17 protein-coding genes are annotated in these 20,244 nt (G+C 27.9%); 4 read left to right on the forward strand and 13 right to left on the reverse strand.

Features of this window, described 5'->3' with window-relative positions:
- Positions 1-299: 299 nt before the first annotated feature.
- Genes EXC45_RS00675 through EXC45_RS00710 form a run of 8 tightly spaced genes read right to left on the reverse strand, consistent with a single transcriptional unit; the run spans position 300 to position 6,846 of the window.
- Positions 300-1,301, reverse strand: a complete 1,002-nt coding sequence (locus EXC45_RS00675) for an MAG0770 family lipoprotein (protein WP_036434523.1) — start codon at positions 1,299-1,301, stop codon at positions 300-302.
- Positions 1,285-2,016: a pseudouridine synthase gene (locus tag EXC45_RS00680; RefSeq protein WP_036434526.1), complete on the reverse strand. Its 732-nt coding sequence runs from the start codon at positions 2,014-2,016 to the stop codon at positions 1,285-1,287. Before EXC45_RS00680 ends, EXC45_RS00675 begins: the two co-directional genes overlap by 17 nt.
- 2 nt (positions 2,017-2,018) lie before the next feature.
- Entirely contained in the window at positions 2,019-3,107 is a 1,089-nt protein-coding gene (locus tag EXC45_RS00685; protein WP_036434528.1) for a nicotinate-nucleotide adenylyltransferase, read from the reverse strand.
- Between the two features lie 7 nt (positions 3,108-3,114).
- Positions 3,115-4,356, reverse strand: a complete 1,242-nt coding sequence (locus EXC45_RS00690; protein ID WP_036434529.1) for a Y-family DNA polymerase — start codon at positions 4,354-4,356, stop codon at positions 3,115-3,117.
- The gene (locus EXC45_RS00695) at positions 4,356-4,775 is read right to left on the reverse strand and encodes an iron-sulfur cluster assembly scaffold protein (RefSeq protein ID WP_036434531.1); all 420 of its coding nucleotides are present in this window, start codon (positions 4,773-4,775) and stop codon (positions 4,356-4,358) included. The genes EXC45_RS00690 and EXC45_RS00695 overlap by 1 nt, the downstream gene beginning before the upstream one ends.
- Entirely contained in the window at positions 4,765-5,910 is a 1,146-nt protein-coding gene (locus tag EXC45_RS00700) for an aminotransferase class V-fold PLP-dependent enzyme (RefSeq protein ID WP_036434533.1), read from the reverse strand. The genes EXC45_RS00695 and EXC45_RS00700 overlap by 11 nt, the downstream gene beginning before the upstream one ends.
- Before the next feature lie 8 nt (positions 5,911-5,918).
- Entirely contained in the window at positions 5,919-6,380 is a 462-nt protein-coding gene (locus EXC45_RS00705) for a hypothetical protein (protein WP_036434535.1), read from the reverse strand.
- Positions 6,373-6,846 (reverse strand): transcription antitermination factor NusB, encoded by a 474-nt coding sequence (locus tag EXC45_RS00710; protein ID WP_051616962.1) that lies wholly within the window; start codon positions 6,844-6,846, stop codon positions 6,373-6,375. The genes EXC45_RS00705 and EXC45_RS00710 overlap by 8 nt, the downstream gene beginning before the upstream one ends.
- 299 nt (positions 6,847-7,145) lie before the next feature.
- Here EXC45_RS00710 and rpsD point away from each other — a divergent pair, with 299 nt between their 5' ends.
- From rpsD to EXC45_RS00730, 4 genes are all read left to right on the forward strand, one after another.
- Positions 7,146-7,745, forward strand: coding sequence for a 30S ribosomal protein S4 (rpsD, locus tag EXC45_RS00715; protein ID WP_036434537.1), 600 nt, complete (start codon positions 7,146-7,148; stop codon positions 7,743-7,745).
- Positions 7,746-7,763: 18 nt separating this feature from the next.
- A complete protein-coding gene (gene rpmE, locus EXC45_RS00720) occupies positions 7,764-7,973 on the forward strand; it encodes a 50S ribosomal protein L31 (RefSeq protein WP_036434539.1) in 210 nt (69 codons plus the stop codon).
- Positions 7,974-8,042: 69 nt separating this feature from the next.
- Positions 8,043-8,447: a hypothetical protein gene (locus EXC45_RS00725; RefSeq protein WP_036434540.1), complete on the forward strand. Its 405-nt coding sequence runs from the start codon at positions 8,043-8,045 to the stop codon at positions 8,445-8,447.
- A gap of 166 nt (positions 8,448-8,613) precedes the next feature.
- A complete protein-coding gene (locus tag EXC45_RS00730) occupies positions 8,614-14,790 on the forward strand; it encodes an MGA_1079 family surface serine endopeptidase (RefSeq protein ID WP_036434542.1) in 6,177 nt (2,058 codons plus the stop codon).
- A 74-nt stretch (positions 14,791-14,864) separates the two neighbouring features.
- Here the strand turns inward: EXC45_RS00730 and EXC45_RS00735 are convergent, their stop codons facing one another.
- From EXC45_RS00735 to EXC45_RS00755, 5 genes are all read right to left on the reverse strand, one after another.
- Positions 14,865-15,671 (reverse strand): hypothetical protein, encoded by an 807-nt coding sequence (locus EXC45_RS00735; protein WP_129693741.1) that lies wholly within the window; start codon positions 15,669-15,671, stop codon positions 14,865-14,867.
- Between the two features lie 906 nt (positions 15,672-16,577).
- The gene (gene der, locus EXC45_RS00740; RefSeq protein ID WP_036434548.1) at positions 16,578-17,885 is read right to left on the reverse strand and encodes a ribosome biogenesis GTPase Der; all 1,308 of its coding nucleotides are present in this window, start codon (positions 17,883-17,885) and stop codon (positions 16,578-16,580) included.
- Positions 17,878-18,552, reverse strand: a complete 675-nt coding sequence (cmk, locus tag EXC45_RS00745) for a (d)CMP kinase (protein ID WP_084272213.1) — start codon at positions 18,550-18,552, stop codon at positions 17,878-17,880. Before cmk ends, der begins: the two co-directional genes overlap by 8 nt.
- A 13-nt stretch (positions 18,553-18,565) precedes the next feature.
- The gene (locus tag EXC45_RS00750; protein ID WP_036434551.1) at positions 18,566-18,982 is read right to left on the reverse strand and encodes a hypothetical protein; all 417 of its coding nucleotides are present in this window, start codon (positions 18,980-18,982) and stop codon (positions 18,566-18,568) included.
- Between the two features lie 90 nt (positions 18,983-19,072).
- Positions 19,073-20,080, reverse strand: coding sequence for a hypothetical protein (locus EXC45_RS00755; RefSeq protein WP_036434554.1), 1,008 nt, complete (start codon positions 20,078-20,080; stop codon positions 19,073-19,075).
- Positions 20,081-20,244 lie beyond the last annotated feature (164 nt).

A 20,244-nucleotide genomic window follows, 5' to 3' on the forward strand; every position in this document is an offset into this window, starting at 1 on the left:
AATTGTTAATGTATTTTAAAAAACTTTAACTTTTTTACAAAAAAACGCTGTTTTATAAAAATATTTTTTAAGCTGTAAAAAATTAAAATTAGTATTTTTGAGATTTTTTAACTTTTTTTGCTTCGGTTTTATCAAAAAAGCGCAATAAAACCTTCCTACTCTTGGTAAGTGACTCGAAGTAAAAAATGTTTGTCATTTAGATAAATTTCAACTAAATTTTAAAAAAACAAAAACAAAAAAACAAAGTCCGAACCAAATAACAATTAGTTAAAAGAGTTTTGGACTTATGTTTAATGTAATTAACCTTTAAAATCAATGTAAATTTCATTAATTTTTGTTCAAATTTTTATAAATTCACTAAATGAAGAATTTTCATCAAAATATCCTAAAAAAGTTTCAAAAGGATATACGCCTCCAAATTGAGCGTTTATTTCTTGGATAGATTTTAAGTATTCATCATAAGAAACGCTTATTAAGTGCACAAGATTTTTGATTTCATCATTATCAATTTGTTCTGAATTTTGTGTTAGAAAACCAATGAGTTTTTTAAACTCATCATTAACTGCCGAGTTTTGATCGGCTACAATAACACTTCATTCTTTAACAACATTACCAATTGCATGTGTATGTTCAATAGTTGAATTACCATCAACTACAATTTTTTTTCCAAGTGTTGTGTAATCAATTGATTTCAGTGATGAGTTGTATCATTTATTTTTATATTCATTTTTAGCATCATCTAAATTTTTGTTTGAAAATTGTCTATCAAAAATAGTTGAAGTTCTTCTTATGTTCACAAATGAATTTAAGTCATCTTTAAAAACTTTAAAAACATTAGTGTCATCATTAAAGGCTACACTTTTAGCAAGTAAATCTAATTCCGTATTAATAGCATTAAAACGATAATAAGCGTCATTATATGATTTAATTTGATTCTCAGATAAGTTTAATTCTAAATAAAAATTATCTTTTAGTTGTTGTTTTAAATTAAAATTGTAGTTTGAATCATTTACATAATTGTTCAAAGTTTCGAAGGCTTTAGCCAAAGTAGAAGCTTTTTGTTGGATGCTTTTATAAAAAAACTCAAAATTGCTTAACTTATTGCTGTTTTGATTGTTTAAAAAAGCATTGGTTTTATTAAATTCGTTTGTATATTTGTTTAAGTAATCAGTTGCTTGATTAAGGAAAATTTGTTTTGATTGTTGCCCTTTGGAATCAAACTCGCTTTGACAAGCAGCACTTAAAATTGTTGTTGTAGTAATGGCTAAAGGAATTAATGATCATTTAAGTATTTTTTTCATTTTGTTGTTCCTTTCATTTAACTAAATTTTTTAACATTTTAATTTCTTTGAAATTCAATCTTCGATATTCTCCAACTGGAATTTTTTCAACAGTAATACCAGCGTATTCAACTCTCTTTAAATTTATAACTAAACGATTTACTGTTTCAAAAATTTTCTTAACATGGTGATAAGTACCAACATGTAATACCACAAAATAGCTTTTAGGGCCAGCTTGAATTACTTGTTGTTTAGATTCGACATTATTAATCATTAGCGGTTGATTAAGTCTTTTTAACTCATTTTTTGTGAGTGGCTGATCTAATCGAGCACGATACACACGAACTATTTCATAACTAGGGTGCATTAATTTGTTAGCTAATTCTCCATCATTAGTTAAAATTAATACTCCAGTAGTATCATAATCTAATCTACCAACAGGAAAAATTTTATGTGGTGTATCAATTAAATCAGTAACGATTTTGCGACCAAAGTTATCTTTGAGAGTGCAGACAGTTTTCTCAGGTTTATTTAACACAAAGTACACATGCTCTTCAGGTTCAATTGGTTTATTATTAACTAAAATCTTATCTTTAAATGAAGCTTTATCACCTAGTTGAGCTACTTTTCCATTAACTGTAACTTTTCCTGCTTTAATAATTGCTTCTGCTTCTCTTCTTGAAGCTACCCCAGCTTGTGAGAGTAATTTTTGTAATCTTTCTTGAACTGCTGCCATGGTTATTTTAAGTACTTTCTATAAATTTGTTCTTGTCTTGGAGTAAATTTAACTCCTTTTTTAAGGTTATACTCATACACATATTTAATAACTGCTTCAAAAGCTAAATCTAGGTCTTTAAAAGCTAATTCTCGAAGTTTTTGAACTCCTTCAAAACGTCTTCCTTGCGCGATTTTATCGCTTATAAAGATAATTTTGTCTAGTGTAGATAATTCATTATCTGTTGAATCATCTAAAGTTGTGTGAACTAAAATAGCGTGTAAGATGTCTTGATCTTGGAGTTTATAATAATGTTTTAATCATGCATACCCACAAACTTGATGAAGTTCGTGTTTTAGTACATTCGCATGTTGCGGTTCAAATTCTTGCAAGAAACTTCTTGAATCTGTTTCATTTCATTCTTTAGCAATATCATGCATAATTCCGGCAACATAAGCTCTTTGAGCTGGAAAATTAAATTTTTTCGCCATTTCAGCTGCAAAATCGCCAGTGTTCATGCAATGTTTCGCTCTTAGTGCGCTTAAAGATGAGTGAAGAATTTTTTCTAAATACAAGTATTTACTTTGGATGTAATTTAACACTTTATCATCAACAGTGTCTAAATATCCTTTTTTAAATTCGCTAGAAGAAAAATCTCAAATTGGATTTTGCAAAATGAGTGCATTGAATTTTTTGGCATTAATTTTGTTGATTTTTTTATCACGTTTAAACACCACTATTTGAGTTAATTGTGCAATTTCATCAATTTTTTTTCACTTATCAAGTTTTGATAAATTGTCGCTACCAATTAGTAAAAACAAATCATCATTAGGAAACTTTTGCTTAAAAAATTTAACTGTATCAATGGTATAACTCGTGTTGCCACGTTTTATTTCAAAATCACTCACTTGCATTTTGTCTTCTAAAACCAATTCAATCATTTTAATTCTATCCAAACCAGAAGTGGGTTTTGATTTAGTTTTAAATGGAGATAAATTAGTCGGAACAAAATAAAGCTTATCAAGTCCTAATTGATTGATAGCATATCTTGCTACTTCCAAATGTCCTTTGTGAATCGGATCAAAACTTCCTCCGTAAATTGCTATTTTCATATATTTCCTATCTTTTTTTGAAGGTAAATCCTTCTAAATCAAACTTGTTATTTTTATTTTCTAAGTTTTTTAATTCATTATACTCTTTTAGAGTTGAAATTACCGGTTTATGTAATTTCCGATTAACATGAGTGACAATTTGATTTAAACGACTTGAGTTGATATCTTTATTAATTTCAAATAAATTAAAACTAATTTCTTGCTCAAACTCATAAATTAAATTGTTTATTCTAATCCCAATTCCGATGATATCTCGATCAGAAAAATGTTTTTGATATAGATGTTTTGCGTACGCATAAATTTTGCTAAATTCGTTCGTAAATTGTGGCAATTTCATTTGTTTGCTTTGTCATTTTTTATTAATATTTCTCACAACTAAAGTTAAAGTATTTCCAACTAATTTTTGTTTTCTGCATCTTGTTGATACTAATTTACAAACTGAATTTAATTCACTTAAAATTTGAAATTCACTTAAATTTTTTTCAATAAAAGTTATTTCATTTCCTATTCCTTTGGGTAAAGTATTTTCAACTACAATGCGATCGTAGTGATTAGGATTTAAATTTTCAATTCATTGACGATAAACGATTCCAAAAATACTTTTGAGTTGATAATAATTCACCTTAGAAGAAACTAAGTCTTTAATTTTTTCAATACCAATTTGTCTTAGTTTAGCTGCTGAAGCTTTGCCAATTCCATAATATTGTTCAATATCTAAATCAAAAAAATGTTTTTGATAATTTTGCGGTGTAGTTACTCCAATTCCAAAAGGTTTTGAAATATTAGTGGTCATTTTAGCAAAAAAACAATTATACGAAATTCCAATAGTAATTGGAATGTCAAAGAGTTCTAAAATTTCATTTTGAATTTTTTGAGCCAATTTTTGAGCTTGGTCAAAACTTGAAACAACATCGGTAACATCCAAATAACATTCATCAATAGAAGCTACATTAATTAATGAAGAATAATTGTTGCTTAGATATTTAAAAATATTCGTTGAAATAGTAGTAAAAATATCAAAATGACCTTCGACAAAAATGGTTTGTGGTTCAATTTTTTGAATTTCAAAATTTACCATTCCTGCTTTAACGCCTTTTTCTCGCAATTCATAACTCACTGAGGTTGCCATAAATTCAGCGCCACTTTTACCAACTGCAACCGGCTTACCTTTCAACTCTGGTCTAACAGAACGAAGAGCACTCACAAAATAAGAATCAAAATCAATATGAAATATAAATGATTTTTGCATTAGTTGTTATTTAAAATTTTGTTGGCGGTCAACAATGCACAAGTTGTGCGGTTTAAATGTGTTTTGACATTATAAAAAACTCATAAATCTTCAAGTAATGTAAGTTCATCTTGAGTAAGTTTTTCTTGCATTACAAAACGAGTATAAATATCAATTATTTTTTGAATTTGGTCTTTGGTTTTGTTTTTGAGAACATTAAGTAGCATGTCAGTTGAAGCAATAAAAATTGCACATCCATGACCATCAAAATAAACATCAGTTAGCTTATCATCTACAAAGTGAGTTTTTAAAATAAGTTTGTCTGAACAAGTAGTACTAAAGTGAACTTCACCATCTTTAGATAAATCTGAATTTTTGTTATCTGGATTCATGTAATGAGACATGATTTTTTCTCTTGCTATATTTGGATTAAAATCCATAAAAATCTCCTCCGTTTTTTAAGTGGTAAATTAAAGTATCAATATCTTCTTTGGTATTGTAAATTCCTAAACTTATTCTTAAATACGAATAAGTGCTTTTAATATTTCTTAAATAATGAGCACAAAAAATTCCTGCAATTGTATATATATTTTTAGTTCCTAAATATGTGGCTACATCTTGAGAATTGATATTTTTAACATTTATTAATGCTATGTAATCTCCTGAATTTGAATGTACTTCAATATTGTCTAAAGTTTTTAATTGTTCATGTAAATACATACTTAATTTTTTTAGAGTTTCTTGCGTTTTTTCATATCCAATTTCAAGAAAGTAATCAAGTGATTTATCAAACATAAAAAATCCGGCTAAATCAGGAGTTCCTGGTTCAAATTTAGCAATTGTGTCACGAATTGTTCATTTATTAGGTGAAGAAATTTCGCTTACTGAACCACCACCAAATTTTGTAGGCTTAAGTTTTTTGAGCAATGATTCTTCAATAGCTAAAACACCCATTCCGGTTGGGCCGTAAAACTTATTGCAACTAAAAGCAATTACATCAGCTGTTTTAAGTGAAGCTTTTTGGTGTGAAATACTTTGTGCTGCATCATTAATCACATATGCTCCCACTTGTTTAGCTTTTTGATAAATTATGTTCATATTGTAACTTTGAGCGAAATTGTTAGTTTCTTGAGCAAAAGCTATTACTTTGGTTTTTTTGTTAATGTGTGATTCAATTTCTTCTTCAATTTTGATTTTGCATCCAATTTTCTTAGCTAATTCAATTCAAGGAATCATATTCGAAGAGTGATTATATGCACTCAGTAAAATTTCATCTTCTGAATCAAGAAGTTGTTCAAACATATTAGCAATATAATTTAGCGATTCAGTAGTGCCACTAGTAAAAATAACTTCATGCTCTTTGGCATCAAGTAAATTTGCAACTTTTTTTCGTACATTTGCAATAGTTAAATTTACTAAATTTCCAAGAGGGGTGTCAGCTGTGCGTGAAGAAATTGAAATGTTAGAATAAAAATTAGCAATAGCATCTATTGCTACTTGAGGTTTTAAAACCAAGGCTGCAGAATCAAAATAAATAACTTTTTGAGCTGCAGGAAAATCGTTTTTATAACTCATAAAACTCCTTATTTGATTTTGCGCAATATTTTTCTTAAAACCACATTATAATTATCAATTTCTTTAAATTCATTTAAAAATTGATAATAAAAACTTCGTTTGTATTCATTAACTAATACTTTATCTTTTTTAAGATATGGTTGTTCTTCTAAAAAAATAATTTTAATTTTTTTGGAATTTGTTTTATATGACAATTGGTAAAAAAAGTAAATAAAGAAATTATGTAACATTTGCTTATGTTTGTAACTTAAGCTTTCTGAAAAAGACAAATTTGAATTAAACTCATTAATAAACTCATCTAAATTACTTCATTTTTTCCCGTCAAATTTGATTCATTCTTGAATGGAGGTTTTGTTTAATAAATCCATTTTTACAAATTCAAGTAAAACAAAATTAAGACGGTTCTTTCAGAAATAAAAATGGTTTTTTTGATTGCGAATAATAAAATATTCACGAATAAAATTAAGCATTTTCGTTTTTGGTTCTCGCTTCTAAATCAACAAGCAATTTATAGAAGTTTTGTAAAATGGCGTTAACAAATTTGTATTGTTTGCTATCGTGTTTGTTTACGACTATTCCTTCTTCGTTGGTAATTTCAACTGAAGAATAAAACATTTTAGTAATTTCAACTGCTTCATTTAGCACAATTTTAGGTTGTAAATAGAAACACTCACTAGCACCATTAACTAAAATAGCTCTTGTTAGAGGCGCGATTCTTTCTCAATGTCAGCTTTGATTGGTTAAGCTGCTAAGAGATTTTTTAATGAAAGCATAATTTTTAGCAATTGACTTGATCTTTCTCATTTGAGCTTCATCTAAAAAGTCATAATTTTCAAAGATATCAAGTAAATCAATTTCTTCATTTAAAAGTTCATATTTGTATAAAACTTGAATGATCTCAACACGACTTCTTCTTCTTGACTTGATTTTTTCCATAATTTCTCCTTATAAAAGTAAATAAAACAACCATATTAAAAATATGTTTTTAAATATACTTTAAATATTACCATTTTTGGGACTTTTTTTGCTTTAAAGACTCCTTAAAATAATTTCTTTCTTTTATAAGATTCTTTGATAAAATAAATAAGCATAAATTACAGCAGTTTATTATGGTTAGCAATAATTTTGATTTGCTCAAAATTTGATAGTAAGTACGCTGAAAAACTGAACTCATTAAACCAAAATTATCTAACTAGAAATAAACTTTCTCTTTTATGCAGAAAAGAGGAAAAAACATGTCAAGATACACAGGACCTGTATTTAAAATTTCTCGTCGTTTAGGACACTCAATTCTTGAAACAGGTAAAGAGTTTGCAAAAGGAAGAAAAAGAACTTATGCACCTGGACAACACGGGAACAAAAGAGTTAAACTTTCAGATTACGGATTACACCTTTACGAAAAACAAAAAGTAAAACACACTTTTGGAATTAGTGAAAAACAATTAAGAAAAGCTTACGAAAAAGCTATGAAATTAAAAGGTGTTACCGGTACAAACTTATTACAACTTCTTGAATCAAGACTTGATAACGTTGTTTATAGAGCTGGATTTGCTTCAACAAGAAGACAAGCTCGTCAATTAGTTAACCACGGACACTTTACATTAAATGGTAAAAAAGCCGACATTCCTTCAATGTTAGTTTTACCAGGTGATGTTGTCGAAATGAAAGAAAGATTAACTAAAAACCAACAAGTAGTAGATTCAATGGCTGCTAAAAATGCTTCAGCATGATTAACAAGAAAAGACTTTACAGTAAAATTTGATCGTTTACCAGAAAGAACAGAAATGCACTCAGAAATTAAAGACGCTTTAATTGTTGAGTTCTATTCTAAATAATAAAGGAGAATATTTAAGATGAAAAAAGATATTCACCCACAATACCACACAGTTGAAGTTACATGTTCAACATGTCAAAAAGCATTTAAATTTGGATCAGCAAGAAAACAATTTACAGTTGATGTTTGTTCAGGGTGCCACCCAGTTTACACTGGGAACCGTTCACAAGCAAAAGCTACCGGAAGAATTGATAAGTTTAACAAACGTCTTGAAAAAAAGGCAAAATAAATTTAATGTAAGCGCACAAATTGTGCGTTTTCTTTTAAAAATAAACATAATAATGTAATATAGGAAAATATGAAAGTATCAAGAATCATTAAATTATCAAGTGCAACACTAATTCTCTTATTTTTAGGAATTCTCTTTTTAGCTGCAACTATTTGGTTTTTTGGACCCGAATTTAAAGTAGTACCAAATTCTACTGAACAAAAAGTTATTGTTCAAAGTCATTCCGCATTAATTGGATCATATATTGGATATGCTTTGTCACTAAATATGTTAATTATTGGAGTACTTTTGTATATTGTCATCATTATGCAAATTAGTAAAATGATTTATGTATCTAAACAACCTTTATCAAATAAAAAGACTTGAAAAATTATTTACGTGTTGTATTTGTTAATAATTACCTTTGCTATTGCATTAATTTGAACACTCGTTTTATTAAATAAAATCCAAAAACAAAAACTTTCAAATAAATAAACATAACACACAAACTACTCTAAGGTAACTTAGAGTTTTATTTTAAAAATAAATAACTTTTTAGTGCTATTTTTGTGCATAAAATTCTTATTTTTCTTTTGAAATGTATAAATTAAAATATTTGTGTATTATTAAAATAATACACAACAACACTGGAGGAATTATAATGAACAATAAAAAGAAATTAATCATTGTTGGAACAACAGCAGTAGCTTTAACTGGTACTGGAGCACTTGGTGTAGGTCTTTATTATGGATTGAATAATCAAAACAACTCAAATACAAATTCAGTAAATTGAAATGAGCTTTCAAGTACTTTTTCATATCCGAATGCAACAAATACTTTTGTGGAAGATGTAAATGAAAGTTTAATTCAATCTCAAGTGATTAAACCACAAAGTTTGAATGTTAAAATTATCAATTTACAAATTACTAAACGTAATTATCAAAATGGAGCTATTGAAATTAAATATCAATACAACAATACAAAAGATGGCTCTAATTTACTTTCTCCAAAAATGTACACAAGTGTTATAACTGGTTTTTTAAAAGGAACTAAGTTTGAATATATCAATCATAAACGTCAACTTTTAGAGAAGTTGTCACTTTCAGCTTACTATCCAAATAAATCAAGTATCAATGCACAAGATTCGTTAATTGACAGAGTTTCTTTAAGTGTTGACAATAATGTATCATTAGATAATTTACCTAATTTAACTTTAAACAAAGAAGCTATCGCCATAAGCAATGATGGAACTTCTATTGATGTAATTGTTCTTTTAAGTTATTTTGACACTTTTTTAAACAGAACAATTTCAAGTGAACAAATTGTTTCAATTAAAGGGTTTAAATCTTCAGTACCTTTTAGCATTGAAAACAATAACCAAAACAACGAAACTAATGAAAATAACGATAATAACAGCAATCAAAACGATCTTCAAAGCCCAGATACAAACAATCAAAATGTTAATGATAATGATTCACAAAATAATAATTCTCAGAATGATTCTTCACCTCGAGATCCTGAAGTTCAAGAAAACCAAAACAACAATCAAGACCAATCTCAATTAAGAGCGCAATACCTCGCAAAATTAAACAGCATGAACGCAAATGCTTCAATAAAAAATGCCGATATTTTAGCAAGCGCTTTAACTCAAAATAATTTTGCAAGTCACATTGATTTAACTATTGAAAATAACTCAGAGAATATTAAAATTGTTAACTTAGAAATCGCAAATAAAAACGACCTCAATGGAGAAGTTGAATTTTCATATCAATTACAAGGTCATTTTAATGACGAAGTAATTACTAGCGAAGTTAAAAGAAAACAAGTAAATGGATTTAAAACTGAATTAGATAGACTTAATGAGTTAACAGTTGATTATGTGCAATATCTTCCAAACAAAGAAGAAACACTCCCTTCAGAAGCAATTTTAGACAATGTAGCAATTAGCTCAAATACTCAGGAACTTTTAGCAAAAGCTGTAGAAGTGCAAGTTGTTAATGTAGATAATGAAAACGGAAATTTAACAATTTCATTTAAACTTCAATCTCAAAGAGCAAATTTAAACAACATCGTTTCAACAAAAGTGTTTAACGCTACAATTAGTGATTTTAATTCATACATAAAACTACGTACTAAAGAAAAACAACGTTTAAACGAATTAATCGCAACCAACCTATACGCTTCATATTTTAATGTTTTGCCAACTGATAAAGCTCAAACTCTTCCTTCAGAAATTACAGATAACCAAATTAAAATAAATAATCTAAACGATTCAAATGAAGTGATTGTTGTAATTGAACAAGTTACAGACAAAAATAATCAAAACGGAACTGTATTATTAACTTATAAAATTCAGAGCGCAAAGACCCAGCCGTATTATCAAAATATTGTTTCTGATAATGTTGCTCAAGGAGTTATTTCAGGATTTTTAACAATCCAACAAGCACGTGAAAATGAATTAGCACGCCTTAATCAATTAAAAAATAATCTAAGTTTTGATTATCCAAACAAAGAAGAAACTCTAACTACTGATGCAGTTGAAAGCAACATTCAAACAGTTAATTTAGATGATAATACTCAAATTATTGATTTAAATATAACAAATAGAAACTCTGAAACTCACTCAATTACATTCGAATACAAACTAAAAAGTTTAAATTCTCGTTTTAAAGAAAACAATCTTATAACAGATACTTTTACTGGAACCATTGAAGGATTTAAAGTAAATCCTCAAGCACAACTTCTAGAATATGTCAATGAAAATTATATTTTAGAACCAAAAGCAGAATTAACAAATCATCCTAATGTGCATTTACTTGCTACAAGTATTAATGCCAATAATTTAAATTATTACTTTAACGTTCCTGAACTGGAAAATGTCAACATTCAAATCAATGACTTTGTCTTAGATAAAAACAATCCTACAAAATTAACTTTAAATTACACCGCTACTAGAGATGGAGTTAGTGTAAATACAAGTGTAGATTTGAACTTTGAAAATAGTTTTGCTCCGCTAATAGATAAAATTGGATACACACACTTAGAGCAACTGTATGATATTGATTATTATTCACTATACCAATATTCGCTTAAACAAATTCAACAAAATAAAGAAATTCAAAACCAAATTTTCAAACCAAAATTTAAAAAACTTGAACGCTTTTTTGATTACCAAATTGATTTTAATACCTTAGAAACACAAAATAGAATTGTTAAAAGAGCATACAGAGATGCATTTGGAGATAATGCAGAATACAATTACACTCTTCCAAACATTAGAGCAAACATTAAAGTGTTGTTGCAAGATAATGAAGTTAAAACTTTAAATCTAACTCAAGATATTTCCAATAATAATGTAAGCGCTCAAAATCAAACTCGTGCATATGTAGATGAACAACCTTATTCATTCAAAGACTCTTACACTCAAACTCAATATTATACTAACCCTTTTGGTACCAAACTTATTGACCTAATCAAACAAGAAGCTCAAACACTTAAAGCTCAAGAAGGAATTCCTGACCAAGATGTGAATTTACTTATTAATGTTTTTGAATCATACAAAAATAACATCCAACCTCCAGTTCGTTTAGAAGCTAAAAGAAGAATTTTAACTACAATTATCAATAAGTACATTCAATTTGATAATTTTGCTCAAATTGCTGTCGAACCATTTAATGAACCAAATACTTATGAGTATTTAGCAAATAAAAATGTGCTTCGTTTTAAAGTTTCAGGAACAAATACTACTACAAACCAAAAAGAAACTTTCAATTTTGTATGACGGACAACAAATTATGAAAATGATCCACAAGTTAATAAATTAGTGTCTATTATTAAAGCAAATAATATTGGAGCTATTTTTGAGAATTCACAAGTTAAAAATTCAAATAAAACCCATAGTGATATTTTAGCTTCACAAGCTTGAAATGAATTTGAAAACATTTATGAACTACCTTCATATAATGAATATCGAATTGGTTTAGTTCCTGTGGCAAACCGTACTGCTGAAGATTTAAAACACAATGACATTGATGCATGAGCTAATTTAAAATTTGGTTTATACAAAAACGACCAATTGGTAAGCCCAACTCTTGTAACGAGTGCTTTAAGGTTAAACTACTTTAAATACCCAAATAAAGATGATTACAAACCATTAAGCGGCGAGTGATTTACTGCTGAAGATTTTCAAGGTTCACAATTTACGCAACCATCACAAGCAATTAAAGATAAAATTGCTCAAATTAATGGGAGTGATTTTGAATATAATTACGCTCAAGGGAATCTTAAAGTTGTTGATCCTTTTAAAATAATTGAACAAAAAGCTTTTGATAAGTTAAATTACTTATTCAAATTCACAGGGGCTTCAAATGCTAGTGAAAATACAGGAGACTTTGGTTCATTTAATAATGGTGACACTTCAGAAGAGAATGTTACTCCTGCTAATCCAACTAAAATTTATGAAGGAGAAATAACTTCAGAAGTAAATGTTAATGAATTAGCTAATAATTACTACATTTATTACTTCAATGTTCAACCAGATTCTAGAACAAATAGATTTAGAAACGATAACCTACCTATTAGAAGATCTCGTATGAGTTTTGCTCTTGGATTTATTAACAAAAGAAATCCAAACGAAAGATGATCAACAATAGCAGCAGGAAATCCTTTAATTACGTTAATTAATTTGAAAAATGATTATGTTGATCAAATTGCTCCAGAAGCGGCTTTAAACAGCATAACTCCTTCTGACATAGTGAAAGAATATTCTCCAATAGGAAACGGAACTAAAATCGGAACTCTTACAGCAACAGAATTTAAAGATAGAATCAACTCTACTAATACAACCGTTCCTAAACCACTTGATTACTTAACAATTAGAGATAATTTAATTTATGACGATACTTTATTTAGAAAAGATTATGTAATCGTTTCAGAAGTAAAATTACCTAATGATCAAGAAGGTAGTGCATATGTAAGATTTAAATATCAAGTAAAAGAACAGAACGCAAGTTTTCAAACAGTTGTTGTTAGAGAAATTGAAGGAAGTACTTGATATAAAATTACTGGATTTAGAATACCAACAGGATCCAGATCAAAAGATACTTCTTCAGATAATGTTATTTTAAGTAATTTAAGTAGTTATTATGGACTTACAAAAGTATTCTTAGGTGATGGAGAAAACCCTTCAGTGTTAAGAAACCGTTATATTGAAATGAACTATAAAGATGTTCAAATCAAAAAAGACGAAAATAACCGTAAAATGTCTTGATTATTTAAAAAAGACTATTATGAGTCTCAACTTAATCGTGATGGTATTGTAAATCCAATTATTAAATTCCACTTTGCAGCTAATACTGTAGTTATTGACGCTGAGCGTTACAATAGAATTTTCAAAATTAATGAAGGATTAAACTTTGATATCAATTATGAAGATCTCAAACGCGATGGTTCAATTACTTTAAATCAACGAACAAATGGAATTTATTCATCTAACAATGGAACAATTGAAATTCCTTATAAAGCTATTTTTACTTTAACTGAACAAGGAATTGAATTCAATTTCGAATTAACTGATACTAAAAATTATCAAATTATCGATAAAAATGAAGATTCAATTTTATACAATCCACTTCGTCAACCTGGTGAAGCAGATAAACATTGACAAGAGTTTCATCCTGAAAAAGCGATGTTCTTTGATAAAAATGGAGCTAGAGTTGAAATCCAATATCAAAATAAAGTCGCTAATGAAGTCTTTGGCGATAAGAAAACTAATGTTTACAATTACAAAAACATGGATTACACCCCTGAAAACCAACCTATTATTCTTTATAATGAAACATATGAAGATCAGGACTTATTTAAATACAATCCAAACCAAATGATTAAGTGAAAATGACATGAAGGTTATAAATTAAGCAACACCTTTATGAATTTAAAATACTCTCATCCTAAAGTCCAAGAAGTAATGGGCAGAACTTTTGCTTTAAATCGTGGATCTGCTACAATGCTTGGTAAAGTAAATAACAATCCTAATGACGGACGTTTCTATGCAATTACTAATAATCACGTTGTATCAATGAATGACGTTCCAAATCCAACTGCAAATGTTCAAGTTAATGGAACTACATTAACCAGAGCTGGATATGAAGTTGGCAACAACGTAGACAGAGGACATGGATATTGACGTGGATTATATGTAGATTCAACTAAAATCATTCCAGTATGAACTGGTCATAATCAAATTAACAATAATGGCGGTGATGCACAATTTTTAGATATCACAGTATTTATTGTTGATGTAAACCCAATTATTGATAATGCAATTAAGTCAGGAAGAATGCAAACAGCATTATGGTACAAAAACTGATTTAATTTACCAAACTTAAACTTCACTTCAATTACTAAAGATTATCAATGAGGAACCTTAGCTAAAAACGGTTCATACACTACAGGTGAGATTTTCAATGGTTGACCTTACGGTAAACAAGGTGGTTACATTATTAATAGAAGTTCTAAAGGATCCGTAAATGAAAGTTTCTCTCGTAGAGATGGATATTTAACTCCAATTTACTTTAATGCCGGAAACTCTGGAACAGGAGTATTAGACAATGAAGGAAATTACATTGCAGCTATTAACTCAGGTCGTCCACAAAGTGCATTAGTATCTTGATACGGACTTAGACCAGATGTTAATTACTTTGGTCTCATTGAAGATAACCAAAATATTTGAGACTTGGCAAACAAAAATTCATTAGCTTTAAACATCATGAAATTTAATGCTTATGATCCGACAATTGACATTCCATGATGAATCAAAAATAAACAAAATGATAATTAAAAAAATAGGACAAGATATTTGAATCTTGTCTTTTTATATAACCTTCCTGAAAGCAATTAAAATTTAATTAACTATTATTTGTTTTCACTAGTTAATTTATCATTTATTCGAAGAAATACTTCGTACATATCGCTATGATTGTATCTATAAAATAAATTACTCTCATCATCAGAATATTTATAAACAATGTAATAAATTGATTTTGTCACCGTTCAACTTTTGTATTTATAATATAAAAAATCAGCATCTTCAATAGCTAAATCAAACGATGATTTTTTATTTGAAGACTTTCCCTTGTTATTAAGTCAATAAAAAGAATAAAGAAAAGAATTTGCGTTTTCAATCGAACTTCTTTTGATCTCTTTCCTTGGAATCTCTTTTAATTTATGATTAAATTCATTTAACAAGTTAAGTTTTTGAATTGCTTTCTTTAAATTCAATAGTATTTTCAAATAATCAATATATATGAAAGACAAAACCAATAATTGAATTGAATAAATTACAATACTAATAATGCCAAAAGTTAAATTCTCAGAGGAAATGGAAAGATGTGAATATATATTTTGCATCACAAAAGTAACGATAATTCAAGTTAATCCCAATACCGGAAAAACAAATAACAAAGCAAAGAATGAAAGTTCTTTTTGAAAATCCTTTTGAATAAAAATCAATCCTCTTTTAATATCTTTCTCATAAGAAAGTTCGTTATCAAACAAAAATAAGACCTTTTTTAACGCAAAAATTGATATTTCTTTTGAAAACCTTAATTTTCAAAAGAAATAAAATAAAAACATTAATACACCATTTAAAATAATAGATATAAATAAATTACCAATGAAAAATGAATTAATTAGTGTTTGCATAAGTAAAGTAGGATTCAAACTCCTTTTGGATTTCCGGTGAATAAATTGAGTAATAACTTTTGTTTTTATTTTCTAAATCGAATATCAATAAATATAGTGTTTCGCCAATGATAGATTTATATTCTTTATAAAAAACTTCAAAATTTAAAATCTGAAATCTTGACATGTATCTTTTTTTCCTTTTTAAATGGATAGAAAAAGTAGTTTTTAAAAAATCAGAATCTATCTCTTTTTTTAAGAGAAAAATATTAGATTTTAATGATTTTATTATTGGAAGTTTATTTTTAATTTTGAAATAAAGCAAAATTAAATGAACAAAAATGAATAAGTACACCGCAAAAAATATGAAGAAAAACAAGTTTATAAGTAAAATAGTGATCAAATAAGTGTTTTTTACATTTTCCTGAGGAACAAAGATTAACGCAATAAAACCTAACAATAAAAACATGAAAAAGAAAATGAGATTCAAACAAAATATATTAATTTGTCTTTTTTTGTAATTCAAAATAAAACAAATGCAATTTTCAAATATTTGAATATTATTTTTTACACTCATTAATTTTTCATCATTAAAAGAATTGTATTTTTGATTAACAACTTTTAAAATGAACAGAAAGCTCGTAAGTTTGTCAAAATTGTAGCTGGTGATAAATAAAATAGCAATATATGAAATTAAAATAATTATCAGAACAATGAGTAACACCATTACCTAAATTATCTTCTTTTGTAGTCTTAGCTAGTTATTTTTGCAACTGGTTGAGAAATTTTGAAATTATTTTTTTCATTTTCACCTTTTTCTATTTATCAATATTTGTATATCCGTAATTACATATACAAAAAAATTATATTCTTAATAGAATTCAAAACTACCAAATGACATTATTTTCCACATTTAAAAATACAGCACAGCGCTGTATTCTGGGTCTATTCAAGTCCGTTTTTGTTTTTGAATTTAAATTTAAGTGGACATCCTTTAAAATTAAAGTTAGCTCTGAGTTGATTTTCTAAAAATCTCTCATATGAGAAGTGTAAGTATTTTTTATTATTCACGAAAAATGTGAATGTTGGTATTTTTCCTAGTTCCTTGCGAACATAGTAAATATTTAAACGACCACCATTGTATGGTTGAGCTTTTTGAATCATTTGTGTTTCTAAAATTAAATCAGACAATAATGAAGGTTTAATGTCACGCTCAAGATTTTCTCTAACTTCAGTTAGTGTATCAACTAGTTTATTAATTCTTTGGTTATATTTAGCTGAAATGAACACAAACGGAACTCAAGGTACAAAGTGAAACTTGTTGCGCAATCTCTTTTCATATTCTGCCATAGTGTTGGTTTCTTTTTCAATTAAATCTCATTTATTAATTACAATAATAATTGGCTTTTCATTTTCTAAAGCATATCCAATAATACGTGAATCAAAGTGCGAGATTTCTGGTTGGGTTGCATCTATCACAATTAATGATAAATCAGCTTCAGCAAGCGAGTTCATTGCTCTCATTAAAGCATAATGGTCAACACTCTCAATAAGTTTACTTTTTTTAGTAATTCCAGCAGTATCAATAATGTTGTATTTTTGATTATTTATTTCTACTACCGATTTAACACTATCACGAGTGGTTCCAGCAATTTCAGAAACAATTGAACGATTTTCTTTACATAAGTTATTTAAAAGTGAGCTTTTACCAGCGTTGGGTTTCCCAATAATAGCTAAGTTGAATAAATCTTCAGTTTCAACTTCAGTAAAATCAAGCAATTCTACTGCTTTGTCCATAACATTACCAAGACCTTCCCCATGTAAAGCTGATACAGGGAAAATGTCTTCAACCCCTAATTTGTATCAACTGTAATCAAAGTGTTGGTTGTTTTCTAATTTATTGGCCACTGCTATAATTGGCTTGTTACTTTTACGCAAAATGTTCATAATAAATAAATCATCATTAGTAATTTCGCTTTGACCATCAAATAAAAATAAAATGACATCTGCTTCTTCAATGGCGATTTTGGCTTGAATTTGAATTTGGTCTTGAAAAGGTCTATTTTCAATTTCAATTCCACCGGTGTCAATGATTTTAATTTCTTTTCCTACTCAATTGATTTTCTCATATAAGCGATCACGAGTTACACCAGGTTGATCATGAACTATTGAAACTTTCTTCCCAATTAGGCGATTAAAAAACGTGCTTTTACCTACATTTGGTTTACCTATTATTGCAATTGTATTACGCATTTTCTTCCTTTATTTTTTCATCTACTAAGTCAATAATTTTCATGATCACTTCTTCAAATTCCATATCAGTGCAATCAATTAATACAGAATCTTCTGTTTTATGAAGTGGATCAATTTCACGGTTCATATCTTGTGCATCACGTTGTTTGATGTCATAAAGCACTTCTTCATAACTGGTTTCATATCCCATTTTTTGGTGTTGTTCATAACGGCGACGAGCTCTTTCTTTAGCATCTGCTCACAAGAAAATTTTCACTTCAGCATGAGGCATGATTTTAAAAGTGGTGTCTCTTCCATCAATAATGAATCCTTTTTCTTTTTTGGTCATTTCTTGAATAAATTCAACTACAAAATCACGTACTTCTTGAATTTTTGCTACAGTAGCAGCAGCTAAAGAGACGTTTTCATTTCGAATAATTTTTGTGACATTTTCCCCTTTAAGGAGCACATTTTCTTCAGGAGCTAATTCAATCATTCCATGTTGAAGAGTTAGTAAAACTTCATCTTTGTTTTTAAGATTCACTCCTTCTTTTAAAGCATTATAAGCAATAGCTCGATAAACACTTCCGCTATTGATAAATGTGTATTTTAAACGATCAGCTATAGCTTTAGAAACTGTTGATTTACCTGCTCCACCTGGACCATCAATTGCAATATTTACCTTCATAAAATCTCCCATGCTAAAATTCTAATTTCTTTTTTGTGATTAAATTTTGTTGATTATCATTGACTTCATTTTTGTTTTTATTAAAATCATCACTTAAATACTCTTTGAGAATATCACTAAACTCATTAGTTGAAAAATTTATTTTTTGAATTCAGAAATTTTCTTTTTCTTGCATCCGAATTTGTAATTTATTTAGATCTTTTTCTATTAAAAATAAATTTTTCAACACTAAATTTTTATCAATTTTTAAATTAGGGTTTGTTTTTGTATTATTGTGAGAATTGCTTTTTTTAGTAGTTTTGAATTTTTTATTCACTCATTTTAAATCGTCATTTAAAGATACTTTATCCATCAAAGCCAGGGACTTTAATGTATTAATTTCAATTTCATCTTCACTTGGAATAATGTCGTTGTTTGAGTGCTTATTCATAATAATATATTTTACCTTAAAGACCTATTTTTGTTATCAAAAAGACAAAATAATAAAAATTGAACGTTAAAAAGTTCAATTTTCAAAATCTTAATTTAAGTTAATTTCAACGTCTTCAGTAGTTTTGTCTTTTTTAAGTACATGAAGAGTTAAAATTCCTGTTTCCATGTTGTATTCAGCTGAAATGTATCTATTGTTTTTAGGGTTGCTTTCGTCAACAACATTTTTATTAGATACAAGGTCAATTGTGTCAAAATATTCTTTTTTAATTACAATAATTTTATTATCTTGATCTTGTCCGTATCTCGCAAAACCAAAGGCTTCTCCTTCAACTCCGTCAGCTTCATTTGTTGCGTTCAATTTAGCGTATCTTTGCATAAATTGAATTGGTAATCTAGAGTTTCTTGCTCCGCTTGGTTGTGCATTATCTTGAAGTCTTTGATTTAACACTTCAAGTGAGTCAGTTAAAACAACTTTGTAAATTTCAGTTTCTTTAACAATTTCTTTAGGTGCTTCTTCTTTTACATAAACTGGATCTACATTGATTAATTCAGTTTTATTATCTTCGGTTTTGAATCCTGAAAGGTATTTAAACACTAATTCTGTTTGATAATCTGTTCCATCGTGATATGTAGCAGTCACTGCAACAACAGCAATTCCTTTATCTGCCATATCATTTACATATTTAATAGTATTTTTAGTTGCTAATGTGTTTTTGTATGCTGAGTTGCTTAAAACATTATATTTTACTTTTACATTCTTTTTATTAAGTAATTCTAATCCTGCGTATGAGTATTTTGCGGTTAAATCAGTTTTAGTTAAAAGAGATGGTTTAATTTCAGTTGTTAATTCATCTCTTTTTAATTTAAGAGTTACAGTTGATAGCAATTTTACCAATTCGCTTCTTACTTGAGATTTATCAACTGTTTGCTCAGCAGATGTTGTTGTGTTTGAATTTGAATTAGTAGTTGTTGTCGCTGCAATAGAATCTGTTGCATTAGAAGAACCTTGTGTTGCTACTGCATATGAAACAGAAGCTGTTAAAGGCACTGCAAGTCCAGCTAATAAGGTTGTAACTTTTAGTAAATTCTTTTTCATTGTTTGTCCTTTAAAATTAAATATATTTATATTTAAAGTATAACAAATTAAGCGATAAAAAAATTTTAATCACGAAAAATGTTTAAATCGGAAACGAAGTTTAAAAAGATAATAATTTTTAGGGCATTTCAAAAAATACTTGTTTATAATTAGTAAGTTATTAA

This window comes from Mycoplasmopsis columboralis (assembly GCF_900660675.1).
Taxonomy (GTDB): Bacteria; Bacillota_I; Bacilli_A; order Mycoplasmatales; family Metamycoplasmataceae; genus Mycoplasmopsis; species Mycoplasmopsis columboralis.